The sequence below is a fragment of the Labilibaculum filiforme genome, from assembly GCF_002843315.1.
GTDB classification, from domain to species: Bacteria; Bacteroidota; Bacteroidia; order Bacteroidales; family Marinifilaceae; genus Labilibaculum; species Labilibaculum filiforme.
The window spans coordinates 96,150-110,704 of sequence record NZ_MVDD01000004.1 but is presented as its reverse complement, the minus strand read 5'-3'; the positions used below and the strand labels follow the sequence as shown (position 1 = coordinate 110,704).

12 protein-coding genes are annotated in these 14,555 nt (G+C 36.0%); 3 read left to right on the top strand and 9 right to left on the bottom strand.

The genetic code is table 11. The features are described 5' to 3' along the window. Window positions 1-203 precede the first annotated feature (203 nt). Window positions 204-461 (top strand): hypothetical protein, encoded by a 258-nt coding sequence (locus tag BZG02_RS07280; RefSeq protein WP_101260762.1) that lies wholly within the window; start codon window positions 204-206, stop codon window positions 459-461. A 150-nt stretch (window positions 462-611) separates the two neighbouring features. Here BZG02_RS07280 and BZG02_RS07275 read toward each other — a convergent pair whose 3' ends face one another. The 6 genes from BZG02_RS07275 to BZG02_RS07250 all read right to left on the bottom strand — a co-directional run bounded on the left by BZG02_RS07275 (window position 612) and on the right by BZG02_RS07250 (window position 5,735). Then, window positions 612-2,045, bottom strand: a complete 1,434-nt coding sequence (locus BZG02_RS07275; RefSeq protein ID WP_101260761.1) for an MATE family efflux transporter — start codon at window positions 2,043-2,045, stop codon at window positions 612-614. 118 nt (window positions 2,046-2,163) lie between these two features. Further along, a complete protein-coding gene (locus tag BZG02_RS07270; protein ID WP_101260760.1) occupies window positions 2,164-2,853 on the bottom strand; it encodes a hypothetical protein in 690 nt (229 codons plus the stop codon). A 108-nt stretch (window positions 2,854-2,961) separates the two neighbouring features. Next, the gene (locus BZG02_RS07265) at window positions 2,962-3,402 is read right to left on the bottom strand and encodes a hypothetical protein (RefSeq protein WP_101260759.1); all 441 of its coding nucleotides are present in this window, start codon (window positions 3,400-3,402) and stop codon (window positions 2,962-2,964) included. A 62-nt stretch (window positions 3,403-3,464) separates the two neighbouring features. After that, window positions 3,465-3,833, bottom strand: coding sequence for a hypothetical protein (locus BZG02_RS07260; RefSeq protein WP_101260758.1), 369 nt, complete (start codon window positions 3,831-3,833; stop codon window positions 3,465-3,467). 75 nt (window positions 3,834-3,908) lie between these two features. Continuing rightward, on the bottom strand, window positions 3,909-4,562 hold the full coding sequence (locus tag BZG02_RS07255) for a hypothetical protein (RefSeq protein ID WP_101260757.1): 654 nt from the start codon (window positions 4,560-4,562) through the stop codon (window positions 3,909-3,911). 852 nt (window positions 4,563-5,414) lie between these two features. Further along, window positions 5,415-5,735: a hypothetical protein gene (locus BZG02_RS07250; RefSeq protein WP_101260756.1), complete on the bottom strand. Its 321-nt coding sequence runs from the start codon at window positions 5,733-5,735 to the stop codon at window positions 5,415-5,417. 266 nt (window positions 5,736-6,001) lie between these two features. Here BZG02_RS07250 and purT point away from each other — a divergent pair, with 266 nt between their 5' ends. Then, a complete protein-coding gene (gene purT, locus BZG02_RS07245; protein ID WP_101260755.1) occupies window positions 6,002-7,171 on the top strand; it encodes a formate-dependent phosphoribosylglycinamide formyltransferase in 1,170 nt (389 codons plus the stop codon). A gap of 695 nt (window positions 7,172-7,866) precedes the next feature. Here purT and BZG02_RS07240 read toward each other — a convergent pair. The 3 genes from BZG02_RS07240 to pflB all read right to left on the bottom strand — a co-directional run bounded on the left by BZG02_RS07240 (window position 7,867) and on the right by pflB (window position 11,903). Then, on the bottom strand, window positions 7,867-8,715 hold the full coding sequence (locus BZG02_RS07240; protein ID WP_218972177.1) for a formate/nitrite transporter family protein: 849 nt from the start codon (window positions 8,713-8,715) through the stop codon (window positions 7,867-7,869). Window positions 8,716-8,799: 84 nt separating this feature from the next. Further along, the gene (pflA, locus tag BZG02_RS07235; RefSeq protein WP_101260754.1) at window positions 8,800-9,525 is read right to left on the bottom strand and encodes a pyruvate formate-lyase-activating protein; all 726 of its coding nucleotides are present in this window, start codon (window positions 9,523-9,525) and stop codon (window positions 8,800-8,802) included. A gap of 152 nt (window positions 9,526-9,677) precedes the next feature. Continuing rightward, the gene (gene pflB, locus BZG02_RS07230; RefSeq protein ID WP_245868064.1) at window positions 9,678-11,903 is read right to left on the bottom strand and encodes a formate C-acetyltransferase; all 2,226 of its coding nucleotides are present in this window, start codon (window positions 11,901-11,903) and stop codon (window positions 9,678-9,680) included. Window positions 11,904-12,565: 662 nt separating this feature from the next. On the opposite strand from pflB, the gene BZG02_RS07225 reads away from it, so the two are divergent. Beyond that, complete coding sequence (locus BZG02_RS07225; RefSeq protein WP_101260753.1) at window positions 12,566-14,512, top strand: histidine kinase; 1,947 nt, start codon at window positions 12,566-12,568, stop codon at window positions 14,510-14,512. Window positions 14,513-14,555 lie beyond the last annotated feature (43 nt).

The window sequence follows — 14,555 nt, the reverse complement described above, 5'->3', positions numbered from 1 at the left end:
ATATAGCTGATAAACTCTCTCATTTAGTTTGTAAACATTTTAACGAGTGGGCCTATGGAAGTAAATACATTGGGGCTTTAGTTGATGAGTACGATAACTTTTTTAAAGAAGCAGTTAAAAAAGACGCAAAAGGAAAAGCTTTAGCCAATCAGCAGGAATTAGATGAAATAAAACAAGAGCGTTTAGATGCTCTAAAAGCAAAAGTGTCCGATTTAGAAATTTGGGAAGGTGTCGAAATTCGAAAAAGTAGCTACCGAACTAAGTTTGTGAATGGTGCCCTAATGAGTTCTCCGATTATTATGGGGGAATATCTAATCTATAAATTAGGAAAATGGGTTTACGAGCGAATGGCTTATGGCGATAAAAAGGAAGAAGAAATTCCATTAAGCCCATTCCCTATAGCTAACCCAGTGGTTACCCATTTTCACCCAGTAGTTTTCGAAGATGTGTTGATATGTTAAATTCATGTGAATATACAGCTGTGTCTTCAACTGATAAATCGGTCGTACAAATGACAAAATATAAAAGTCAAGAAGATCAAACGTTAGTTCTTTAAAAAGTGATATAAAAGGGAATTGAGGTAATATATCAACATTTGGATGATGATATCCTTAGAAACGATTACCTGTTATTGATGAATTTTGATGTTTCTGGGAATAGTTTCGAACGAATCCAAAGGAGATAAAAGCAGCTAAACTATCGCTAAGTACAAAAGCCATCCAAATTCCCTGTAAGCCATTTGTCCAATTTAAAAAGTATACTATCGGAACAAAAAGAAGAACGGGACGAAGTATGGCTAAAAATGCAGCAATTTTATTGGCATGCATGGCCTGAAAGTATCGCGTAATAACAATTTGCAACATATAAAATGGAATGGATAAGGCAAATATTAGCAATGCCGGTTTAGTAATGCGAAGGATATTTTCGTTGTTGTGAATAAAAACACTGGTGATTTGAGTGGGAAATAATTCTATGATTGCGCTTCCTAGTAAAGCTACTAATCCTACCACTTTTAAGGCATAATCCAGAGTTTTTTTAGTGCGATCGGGGCGTTTTGCTCCAAAATTAAAACTAATAATGGGTTGCATGCCATCTCCTGTTCCCAAGGCAGTCATCATAAAAAAAGTATTGACAGCAAAGATAATTCCCATTGCTGCTACGGCGTGTATTCCGCCCGATTTAAGAAGTAAATTATTGGCAATTGCATTTTGAATACCCATGGCACTATCCATAATGAAAGGAGCCAATCCAACAGCAAGAATGGGTAGAATAATGTGTTTTTGAAGTTTGATATTTTTCCAAGCCAGTTTTACCAGACTCTTTCCCCTTATGTAATAGTGGAGCATAAGAAGTGAATTTACAGCTTGCGCAATAATGGTAGCCAAAGCCGCACCACTAACTCCCATCTTAAATATTTTCATAAATACAATATCTAAACAGATATTGATTAACGATGAGATAAGAATAAGTATAGCAGGCAAACGTGGATTTCCTTCGGCACGACAGGTAAATTCTAAAGCAAGAAAAAAAGAGAACGGAAAACCCATAATGATGATTAAAAGGTAATCGGACGATAAATTTAGAAGTGTTCCTTTAGCACCAAAAGCAGATAAAAGTGGTTTATAAAAGAGAAATCCGGCAAGAGTGAAAAGAATAGTAGTAATAAAAAGTCCAGCCATCATATTGCCAAGAACTTTTTCAGCTTCTTCTGGTTTTTCTTGTCCCAAATATTTAGCGATTAAAACTCCAGTACCACTTCCAAATAAAAGCACAAAAGCAAACTGGAAAATAGTGATTGGAAAAACAAATGTAACGGCCGACAAACCTTCTGCTCCCACAAATTGCCCAACAAATATGCGATCTACAATATTATAAAGGGCATTTACCAAAAGTCCTATTACGGCAGGACCCGCAAAAACGAAAAGTAGTTTACGAATGGGGTCGTCTTTAAGAGAATATTGTTGTGTATAATTTTTGCGTTTATTCTGATCCATTTTTCCCCCTCGAGTAGTATCGTTTACCGTTTTTCTTTGTTCCAGGTTCATTTAAATAAGGAAACAAAAGTATTTAAATATAGGCAGACTGAGCATTAGTAGATGGAAAAAAATAGAATTTTCTATTGATTTTGATACAAAAAAGAAATGGAGAGAGAGAAGGGGAATATTAGTATTTAGAGGAATACTTTTGCTCCTTTCGATATTGCAATAAGATATGTTCTAACTTTTTTTTGTTCGAGAAGAATAAATCTTTTTTATCATTTTGTTTTCCAAATGGATTACCAACAATTTCATATATAATAATTTTGCCTCCTAAAGTAAAATCGTTGTCGCACACATTGGTTTCTACCAAAATATCTTTTCCATTTTTTTGAATTGTACCTGTAAAGGTAGAGGGAATAGTTTTTATGAAAGCACCATCAAGTTTTGCTGTTCGTAAAATTATATTACCTAAACAATCAACTTCACCTTTGTATAAGGAAGTAAATTCAAAGCTTGCGAAAAGGTTTATAATGGGAAAATTACTTTTTTTTGTTCTACAGTAAACAACTCCATTTTGATTAATATTGCCTTGTAGTTCAGAGGAATAGTAGCCAAAAACAGAACCGGCTAAAGTGCGTGTTTTAAGCTGAAAATTTAGGTTTTTGAGTAATTCGTAATTCTCATTTGCAATTTGTCTAAATTCAGGATTGTTTGCTTCCAGTAAGGGTGCTAAAAGTTGATTTATAGTGTTTTTTAGTTCTATTTCTTTTTGTTTATACCTTATATATGTAATTATTGAGTCTCCAAACTCCTTTAGGCCATTCAATTTATTATTAATCTTTCGATATTGTTTTTCTAACTTTTCAATTTCCATTTTTTCGTAGAATTATAGCGAAGGGTAGTTTTTCGTTTGTAAGCTATTGACATTAATAATTAAGCTCTTTTTAGTGCAATTAATTTAGTATCATACGGTTTCTATTGCTCACAATCTTTTATTTATTTCTTCAAATCTTTGTTTAATTATTTGTACCTCTTTGTATTGCAAATTATCAAGTTTTACTGTTTTTTGATCTTCTGCTAATTCAATATTTATTTCTAATGTATCTATTGTAACTCTTTTCATCTCCGACCATTTTATTGTCTCAACAAGTTGGTTGTTTGGAAATAGATATCTGAATTCTTCAGTATCCCATTCTATAAAATACTTTTCATTTTTTCGAATTACATACCCAATAGTACAGAATATGATTCCTTGTAAGCAATAAATAATAGCATTCCAATTGCCTCCAGGAAAATCTGTATTAAAGCCCGTTTTAACTGTTTTAATTAAAAGAATAGAACCCATTACGATGCTAAAAAGTCCGAAAATTAGATAGAACCAAGCTAATCCCTTTTGTCTCTTGTAAATTTGAATTCTTTCCATGCTTTATCCATATTCGTTGTAAAAAAACTTTTGTGCTATGTTAGGTATTAGGTGCTACTCGTTTAATTTAGCTGATTTTGAGCTAAAATATGAAGACGGCGGTATTTTTCTTGAGCAATTTTCACCTTTGTTTTAATCACCTTTCTTGCCTGATAATCAATAAAAAGACTAATCCACCAAGCTGGCAGAAGTAAATATTGCCAAAAGTGAATTTGTGTTAGTTCGTAGTGAATTGTTGGAATTTCGTTGCATGCTTTTCGAAAAGCTTCATCTTCTATTCGTTCATCCACATATCTTTTCAGTTCGTTAGAGTATCTGGCAAAGGATTCTAGCTCTTCGGAGGAGTCGTTTCCATTCAGAATTCGTTCCGAGTTGGCTATAATATCTATAAGTTGCCTATTTAATAACAAATAAGCCTTTTCTTGTTTCATTGGGTAGGTTAGGTTTAGATGCATTTGTTAAGTGAGTATCGAATTTTAATGGATGGTTACTCTCTGTAACAAGTGCTAGTTTACTTCAAACTGCACAGGATCAATTTGAACGTAATCTGGTAAATCTTTAAACAAATCTTTATTCAATTGAAACACGCCTTTTTTCTTAAGAATTACCGTAAAGCTAGCTCCATTGGTATAATTTCCATTAAGGTAGCTGGTGGAATGAGATTGACTATTGATTGTAAAAATGTCGTTTTCAATAAAAGAAATGGAATAAGCTCTACTCATTAAACCACTTATTTTTATTTGGATTTTTTCCCCAACCACTCCTTGTCTAGGCATCTCAATCTGCACATTTTCACTAGCCGGTTTTATTACCTCCACTAATAATATATTCGATTGGTACTCTTTGCCCAAAAGTTTAATTTTAAAAGGACCAATAAGATTTTCTCCTAGCAATTCAGGTTTAATATCAATAAAGGTTCTAAAATCGTTTCCTTCCTGATGATCTTCAAAAAAGGCAACTTGACTTTTCTTGTTTTTAAAGATATCGCTCTCTACTCCTTGTAAGGATAAACGTACGCTAAGGCTTTCGCCCTCATAAATAGTATCTTGTGAAGTACTTGCTTCCAACTTTAAGTCATGTTGAACGCAAGTATTTTTTTGTACACAAGCATTTAATACTAGGCAAAATAGGAGCGTTGCCATTAAATTTAATCGATTCATAATTATAAAAAACCCTTCTTTAGTTTATAAATTAAGCACAATAGACCTGTTTGCACTTTCAAATTTTCTATAGTTAGCTTTAAGCTATTACTTGTTTTTCTAGTGTGATTGGGAAAAGGACAGAATAAATTTACATATTATTTTATTATGGATTACTAGTATGGTTAAATTAAGACAGTTTTTAAATAGGGAAGTTTGTAGAAACCTACAAATATGGCTTCCGAAAAACCTGCAAATAAAAAATAAAGCGGAACTGTTACTTATTGTAGTATAAAAATTAATGGTGTCACGGGTGTCCGTCTAGTTTGGGTATATTTTTCGGAAGTAGTGGGTTTTCAACGAGTTTTCTGTTCAGTCTTTTGCTTTAAGAAATACATCCAATGAGTGTTTTTGTGCAGTCTTTTGTTACAAGAAACACGTCTAACGATTATTATGTGCAGTCTTATGTTACAAGAAACACGCCTAACGAGTTTTTTATGCGGTGTTTTGTTATAAGAAACACGTCTAACGAGTTTTCTGTACAATCTTATGTTACAAGAAACACGTCTAACGATTTTTATGTGCAGTCTTATGTTACAAGAAACACGCCTAACGAGTTTTCTGTGCAGTCTTATGTTACAAGATATACCTTCAATAAGTTTTCCAACTTCTATTTTAATTGAAGATGATGCACTTTTTATTCTAACTCTAAATAATAAGAGGGTAGCTAGTAGTAGTCTTGAGTACTAAGCACTAGTAAATCTGGAAAGGAAACGAACAGGGAATAAATTGGTAAATACCACACTTTAAAATGGGATAGTGGCTTTTAGGTATAAGATGAAAGCATCCTTTTGGTGAGGATGCTTTAGTATTTTAGTTACGGATGCGATCAATTAAGTCCTGCATCTCTTTCATGGTATTTATTTTTGGTTTTCTACTCATTACCTTTTTCGTAGTAGGAACGTATTGATGTTTTGGTTTTAAGGCTCTTAGCTTTTGTTCTTCTCTTTTTTGAACAATTAATTCTAATTTTTTTAATTGTTTCAATCGTTTCTCTTCTTTCGCCAGTTCTGCAAGTTTATCTCTGTGTTTGTTAAAAGCCTGAATTGCCTTTTCGGAATCTTGCTCCATAGGAGCCGTTTGAGAGGCAAGAAAGTTGAAAAAATCTGTTAGGGTATTGTGTTCTTTGCTCATAAAGATCTGTTTAAATAGGGGTAACTTTAAAAAATAGTGACTTTAGAATGATATTGCTAAAACTTAAAACAGGAATATTGTTTAGCTTGATTATCCGAAAGTAATCATTTTTCTGTAATATGAATAATATTAGACAACATTAAAATCTGAAAAAAGCACGAAAAAGCAAGCTTTTCGATCTGTTTTTAGAAAAAATGAATGTAATTTTGCGATTCATAATACTTAGCAAGCTTAAAAAAAACCATTTATAAATCGAAAGTAATTTTATGCTAAAGAAGATTTTATTGCTTGGCTCGGGAGAGCTGGGGAAAGAATTTGCGATTGCAGCCCAGCGATTGGGACAAAATGTAGTTGCAGTAGATAGCTACGAGGGAGCACCAGCTATGCAGGTGGCCGATGCATTTGAAGTAATTAATATGCTCGATGGAGAAGCACTCGATGCTGTGGTAGCCAGACACCAACCCGATTTAATTGTACCCGAAATTGAAGCCATTCGCACCGAACGATTCTATGACTACGAGAAGCAAGGTATTCAGGTAGTTCCGAGCGCAAAAGCAGCTAATTTCACGATGGACAGAAGAGCTATTCGCGATTTGGCAGCTAAGGATTTAGGAATTAGAACTGCAAATTATTTGTATGCAAAATCGTTAGAGGAAATGTACGCGGTAGTCGAAAAAGTCGGAATGCCTTGTGTGGTGAAACCACTAATGTCATCCTCAGGAAAAGGCCAGTCGGTAATTAAATGCTACGAGGATATCGAAAAGGCATGGAATATTGCTGGTTCAAAAGGTCGCGGCGATTCGGGTGATGTAATTGTAGAAGCATTTGTGAAATTTACTTCGGAGATAACTTTGCTTACCGTAACTCAAAAAAATGGTGCTACTTTATTCTGTCCGCCAATTGGTCATGTGCAGGAGCGTGGCGATTATCAGCAAAGCTGGCAACCAGCGGTAATTTCCGATAAAGACGTAAAAGCAGCGCAGGAAATGGCCGCCAAAGTAACTAGCGAATTGGGAGGAGCTGGACTTTGGGGCGTAGAATTCTTTATCTGCGAAGATGGGGTGGTTTTTTCAGAATTATCGCCTCGTCCGCACGATACTGGAATGGTTACCCTTGCCGGAACACAAAACTTTAGTGAATTCGAATTGCATTGTCGTGCCGTGTTGGGTTTACCAATTTCCGAAATTACATTGGAAAGAGTAGGAGCGAGTGCCGTGATATTAGCCACTACCGAAGGAGTAAATCCTTACTTTGAAGGATTAGAGAAAGCAGCTATTTACAGCAAGTCGGATATCCGTTTGTTTGGCAAACCAACTAGTCGCGAATTTCGTCGCATGGGAGTGTGTTTAGCGTATAATACTATCGGCACCAATGTTTTTACTTGCGTAGATCAGGCCAAAGAAATGGCGGCTTTAATTAAGGTGAAGAATAAGTAGACGAAGGGTCGAAAAGTCTGGAACATCCTCTTTGTTCTTTGCTTGTTGCAATGTCAATTACTATTTTCGAGCCCGAAGGGCTCAAACCTGAATAGCCCGGGGTAAATGAGCACAGCGAATGTAAGCCCGGGATATGAATACAGCAGTACGTACCGGCGCAGTTTTAAAAATCATTTGGAAAGCAATTTTCATTTGCGTCGGAATAGCAAAAGGCAGATAATAGAAGGGTAATAGAGTAGAAAAAATGAATACCCTTCTTAATACAAAAGGAAAAGGATGTTCATCTGTTTAAGCGTCCTTTTTTCTCAATATTGTATTTAATTACTATTTTCGAGCCCGAAGGGCTCAAACCTGAATAGCCCGGGGTAAATGAGCACAGCGAATGTAAGCCCGGGATATGAATACAGTAGTACGTACCGGCGCAGTTTTAAAAATCATTTGGAAAGCAATTTTCATTTGCGACGGAATAGCAAAAGGCGGATAGTAGAAGGGTAAAAGAGTAGAAAAAATGAATACCCCGTCGAACTTAATACAAAAGGAAAAGGATGTTCATCGGTTTGAGCGTCCTCTTTGGTTTTCAGATTATATAAAGGCCACGGTATTTGTACCTAATCCGAAAATATATTAAATATGCCACAAATACCGCAGTGCTCTGCACCTAAAAAAATTAAGATTGCCTAATTCCTAATTCATCACTATTTTTTATCGTACGCATACCAGTATGCCGCACCAACAAACAATCCACCTCCAACAATATTACCAAGAGTAGCTGGAATTAAGTTTTTCACAATAAAATCGATCCAAGTAATTTCGGCACCATGAAAAATAGCAACCGGAATAAAGAACATGTTGGCTACGCAATGTTCAAAACCCATTGCCACAAATGCCATTACAGGAAACCAGATGCCAAGAATTTTGCCAGTGATATCTTTTGCTGCATAGGCCAGCCACATGGCTAAGGCTACCATCCAGTTACAGGCAATTCCTTTTAAAAATGTTTTGTAGAATGGGTTAGAAGTCTTTGCGATTGCTATATTAATTGCCGAATCAACCGATGGAGAATTTAGTAATGCTCCGGTGAGGTAAACCAAAAAGTAAGCAACAATAAGGGAGCCAATAAAGTTTCCGATGTAAACAATTCCCCAATTCTTTAGAGGTACTTTAAACGACATGCGTTTCGATAGTACCGATGGAATAAAGTAGGCGGTGTTTCCGGTGAAAAGCTCGGCTCCTGCAACCGCACAAAGAATTAGTCCTAAGGGGAAAACGGCTCCAAAAAAGAATTTTTGCAAACCTGGGTTACTCTGCGCTAACCCAGGCATAGCTCCACCAATTACTAAAGCAAGCAAACTTCCCATGGCAATGTATCCACCCGCTAAAACAGCAAGAACAAATACTTTATTGGCAGGAGTATTTTGTTTTGCTACTGCCGTATGGTTTACTACCTCAACAGTTTCGATAGGCGAATAGTAGCCCAATTGCGCTTTAGTAACTGTTTTTTTGTTTTCTATTTCAATACGATCAATTGATTTTGGAAAGGACATGTTTATTCAATTAATAATTAATAACTAGAAATTTCGATCTGTTGGAACAAATCTTTTCATTCATAATTGTTAATTCGTAATTTTTTAATTAATGATTACTTCTTTAAAGTAGGGAGAGAAAATATCTTTTGCAGCTTGAAGTTGTTCTCGTGTGTTTTCAGGAACACCGTGTAGTTTGTACTCCATTTTTAAATGCTCGTATTTATGAACTCCTAATTTGTGGTAAGGTTGAATTTCCAGTTTTTCGATATTATCGTATTCCTTAAAGTAGTTTCCCATTTCATGCATATATTCAGGCTGATCGGAGTAACCAGGAACCAATACGTATCGCATCCACACTTTCACATTTTTTTCGCGAAGGTAAGCTGCTAATTTAAGTGTAGTATCGTTTCGTTTTCCGGTAATTTTTTGGTGCCAATCGGGGTTGATATGTTTGATGTCCAGTAGTACCAAATCGGTATACTCCATTAGCTCCTTAACATCATCGGTAAGCACATTTCCATTACTATCGATACAGGTGTTAAAGCCTTCCTCTTTTAATTGCTTGAAAAGAATTTTTAGTTCTTTTGCTTGCCAAAGAGGTTCTCCTCCGGATATGGTAATTCCGCCAATTTTCCCGAAAAAAGGACGCTGATTACGTGCCATTCTCATAATTTCTTCGAGGGGAGTAGGTGTTCCTCCTTCAAAAGTTATGGTGTCGGGGTTGGCGCAATACAAACATTTAAAAGCGCATCCTTGTAAAAAAACAACCAATCGAATACCGGGGCCATCGTAAGTTCCTAATGATTCAAAAGAGTGAACGTTTAACATACTTGTTTAATAAATGTGTGAATGAGTATCCCATTAGTTATTGGGATTGTGAATGAGTGGTAAAAATAATTCAGGTCGCTGGTCACACACCAACGACCTTATTATTAATTCTTAACTGCTCATTATTAATCAAAAGAACAATTTGTTCTTTTCTACATTCTCTCGAAAAAGCTACGAGAGATTACCTCCAATTGCTGTTCACGAGTTAAACGTACAAAGTTCACAGCATATCCCGATACACGGATGGTAAGCTGAGGATACTCTTCAGGATGCTCCATTGCATCTTCCAACATAGCACGATCCAAAACATTTACGTTTAAGTGATGAGCTCCTTTCATAAAGTAAGCATCCATCATGGTAACTAGGTTATCCTGACGAGTTGCTGAAGTTGCACCCAAGGATTTAGGAACAATTGAGAACGTGTTAGAAATACCATCTAATGAATCTTCGTAGTTGATTTTCGCAACAGAGTTCAAAGAAGCAATTGCACCATGAGAATCACGTCCGTGCATTGGATTAGCGCCAGGAGCAAAAGGCACACCTGCAGCTCTTCCATCAGGAGTAGCACCTGTTTTAATTCCGTACACTACGTTCGAGGTAATGGTAAGAATCGACATGGTTGGTTCTGCATTTTTGTAGGTATGCAATTCTTTTAGTAAACCATTAAACAGATTAGGGATCTCAACTGCGAAACAATCTACTGCATCATCATCGTTGCCATAATATGGGAAATCGCCTTCAATTTTAAAATCGCAAGTTAAACCTTCCTCGTTACGAATAGCAGTTACTTTTGCATTCTTAATTGCAGATAAGGAATCGGCAACAATCGAAAGACCAGCAATTCCGTAGGCCAAATTAACCTTAGGGTTGGTATCTACCAATGCCATTTGAGCTTTTTCGTAGTAATATTTATCGTGCATGTAATGAATGATGTTCATGGAATCGTTGTAAACACGAGCCATTTCCTTCATTGCAATCATGTAATTTTTCATTACTTCCTCGTAGGTCAACTCATCGCTGCTCATTGCAGGAATACCATTAATCAATTGAGTTCCTGTTTTTTCACATCGTCCGCCGTTTAATGCTAAAAGTAATGTTTTGGCCAAGTTACAACGAGCACCAAAGAACTGGATTTGTTTTCCAATTTCTTGATAAGAAACGCAACAAGCAATACCATAATCATCCGATTTACGAGTATCACACATCAATTGGTCATTCTCGTACTGAATAGAGGAGGTGTCGATAGAAACCTTAGCACAAAATCTCTTGAATCCTTCAGGTAAAGTTTCCGACCAAAGCACGGTCATGTTTGGTTCTGGTGAAGCTCCTAAAGTATATAATGTATTTAAAAAACGGAACGAAGTTTTGGTAACTTTTGTTCTGCCATCAAGAGTGTTTCCTCCGATCGATTCAGTAACCCAAGTAGGATCGCCAGCAAAAATCTCATCGTAAGCATTCATACGAAGGTGACGAACCATACGCAATTTCATTACGAATTGGTCTAGCATTTCCTGAGCAAATTCCTCAGTAATAAAACCTGCCTCTAAATCTCTGTTGATATAAGCATCCAAAAAAGTAGAAACATTACCAAGCGACATAGCAGCACCATCTTGTTCTTTTACTGCAGCAAGATAACCCATATAAACCCATTGAATTGCTTCTTGAGCAGTTTCCGCCGGGCGATTTAATTCTAAGCCATATTTTTGGCCCAATTCTTTTATATGTCCTAGTGCTTTAATTTGCTCTGCTACTTCCTCACGAAGACGAATTAAATGATCCGTCATGGTTCCAGTTAAACCATCCAAATCTGCTTTTTTAGCTACTATCAAACGATCAATACCATATAAAGCAACACGACGGTAATCTCCAATAATACGACCACGAGCATAGTTATCTGGCAAGCCAGTAAGGAAACCTAAGGAACGAAACTTACGAATTTCGGCGGTATAAGCATCAAAAACACCATCGTTATGCGTTTTTGCATAATTGCGGAAGATATCTTTCACACGGTCCGATACTTCAAGACCTTGTTCGGTACAAGCTTTTTCAACAACGGCAATACCACCATAAGGCTTCATTGCTCTGCGAAGAAGTTCATCGGCTTGCAAACCAACAATTAACTCCAATGATTTATCGATATATCCAGCTCCATGAGAAGCAATGGTTGATACTGTTTCTGTATCAATTGAGCGAACTCCGTTATTTTCACGTTCTTCTTTTACTGCTTCTTTACAGATATCCCAAAGCTTTTTTGTACGTTCTGTTGCTCCTGTTAAAAAAGAGGCATCTCCTGTGTAAGAAGTTAAATTGTTACTAACGAAATCTCTAACGTTAATTGTTTTTTGCCATTCACCGGCTTTGAATTCAATTCTTTTCATTTGAATAATGATTTTTTCCAATGGTTGAATGGAACAAGCATCCGTCTTGTATTGGTTCAAAAAACCAAAAATACGATCTGACTCTTGGTGTTTGTTCGCTTAAAATTTTGGTATTATAGGTTCTCTAATTTTATTTTTTTGATGAGCAAAAGAAGAAGACCTAAGACTCTTTTTTGCTTTAAGTGGGCAAAGGAACTGTTTTCTATTTTCTCATACAATACCTAGTTATAGGGAGTTTTTTATTTGCAAACGATATTGTTCTTGCAAACGATCTGGTATTGGCTTACTTAGTGATTTTGATAAAACCTGTTAAAAAACATGTTATTTAGAATGATTAAAGTTAACATAGTAGTTTGAATTGGTGTTGGGAAAATTACTGACTACCCGAAAGCAGAAAGTAGAAAAGTGAAATTTTTGCTTCTTGATTAGTAAGAATTTAATACTAGAATAAGAACTTACATTAATTTGAAAAAGATGCTTAGCTACCAAATATAATGGCACAAAAATGGGCAGATTTCGGGAAAGAGAAAGCGTTGAAATCTCAATTTGTCTAATAGATAGGGAAAAGGGACGGATGAGGTAGGAGTAAGGAAGATTTTTGCTTGAAATAATTTGAAAATTATTTTGATGCGCTACATTTGTCGTTTATATTATGAGCTGGAATGAAATTTCGTAATAAATCAATTATACTGGTCGGGATCATTATTATTCTGAGTTTTGGGGCTGTTGCTTATCTAATAGGCGAAAAAATGGCTGTTACTGCCCGAAAAATGAGTCTCGATCTTGCTGTATCTAAAGCACAAAATAGTTTTCTAATCGTAAAAAACGAGCTAGATGCTAGTGTTGTGCGTACAGGTTTAATGGCAAATGCAATTGCTGAAGCGATTAACTTTACGAGTCAGGATCAAATTATTATTGAAAAAACGCTTCAGTCCGAACTAAAAATTAGAAATGAGCTGAATGCTTGCTGGTATTCGTCCATTCATCAAGAGGTTGATTCGGAGAAAAGTAGTCTGAAAATGTATTTCCGAAAAGTGGCGGATCAAATTGTTACAAGTGAGCTACAGGAGAAACAATTGTTACTACTTAAAAAAGTAATGCTACAGGGAAAAGAAATGATTTCGGCTCCCTATTGGAGCTTGGATAATCGTTTGCTTGCAACCGTGCTTGTGCCGGTGGTGAAGGGAGATAAAATGGTGGGAGTTATCGCAACAGATTTGGATTTGTATCATTTTCAGCAACGTTTTTACGACAACGAATCATTAGGAAGAGCTTATGTGACGATTATTTCGGAACAAGGATATTGCATTTCTCATCCCGACGAAAAATTAATAGGAAAACGAATGGATACTTTGGCTGAAGGGCTTAGGATTCATGAGGTGCTAAAATTGGGAGAAAAATACCAGGAAGAGGTTCATTCGGAGTTTTTGCAAGTTCCGGTAATAAGAGTTTATCAGCCAGTTACAATTGGTAATTTGGATAAGCAATGGTTGGTAACGGTAAGTGTGCCACTATTTAATGTGAGCGAATCGGTTCAGGAAATTCGTAATTCAACTTTTCTGATCGGTTTGGTGTTGGCCCTACTATTAATGGTATTTCTTTACTTTTCTCAGCGCAGATGGTTTCATGAATTTAACAAACGACAACGTGCCGAGAGCAAACATCGCAACGAGGTTAGTAAATTGTCTTCCATTATGGAGAGTACCGATCAAATCATGATTTTTTCGGTCGATAAGAATTATAAATACACTAGTTTTAATAGCGTTCATAAATTAGATCTAGAGAAAAATGAGGCCGATTCTATTCGTTTGGGAAGTAATTTATTGGATACTTATTCGGGCGATTTCCAAATTCAAATGAAAAAGTATTTGGATCGTGCAATTACAGGCGATCATTTTTTAGTGGAATTTCAACGGCACGGCATCGATTATCAGCAGATTTTTAATGCCGTATCCGATTCGGAAGGCAAAGTGATTGGTGTTTCGAGCTTTCGATTCGATATTAGTGAGACATTGGAGCTTCGGCGCAGGGCAGTGCAGGAGGAGGAAGAGAAAGTAAAAGCACAGCTAAAGAATATCAAAAATCAAATCAATCCTCATTTCTTATTCAACTCCTTAAATTCTCTTTATGCTTTAGTAGAAGGGGAGCCAGAACTGGCTAGGAAGTTTATTTTAAACTTATCGAAGGTGTATCGTTATTTGTTGGATAGCAATAACAGTAATCTGATAAGCTTAAAACAGGAGATGGATTTTATTAAGCAGTATCTTTTTCTGCAGAAAATTCGTTTTGGCGATCATTTACTTTTAGAATATGACATTAAAGATGAAGCGCTAAATAGAAAGTTGCCATCGGTAAGTATTCAATCTTTGGTCGAAAATGCCATTAAGCACAATATCATCACAAAAGAAAAGCCACTCACCATTCGGATATCCGTTTCCAACGAAAATTATTTACTAGTTGAAAATCCATATCAACCTCGTAAGGATAAAAGTCAAACTTCGGGCACTGGCTTAAAAACGCTCGGAGCCTTGTATGCTTTTTTAGGCGATAAACAACCTGTTTATGGAATTGAAAATGGTATTTTTCGGGTGAAATTACCTTTGTTTTAGTACCGAAAAGCAATTTTTCTATTTGTAGCGAAGTCTTCATACC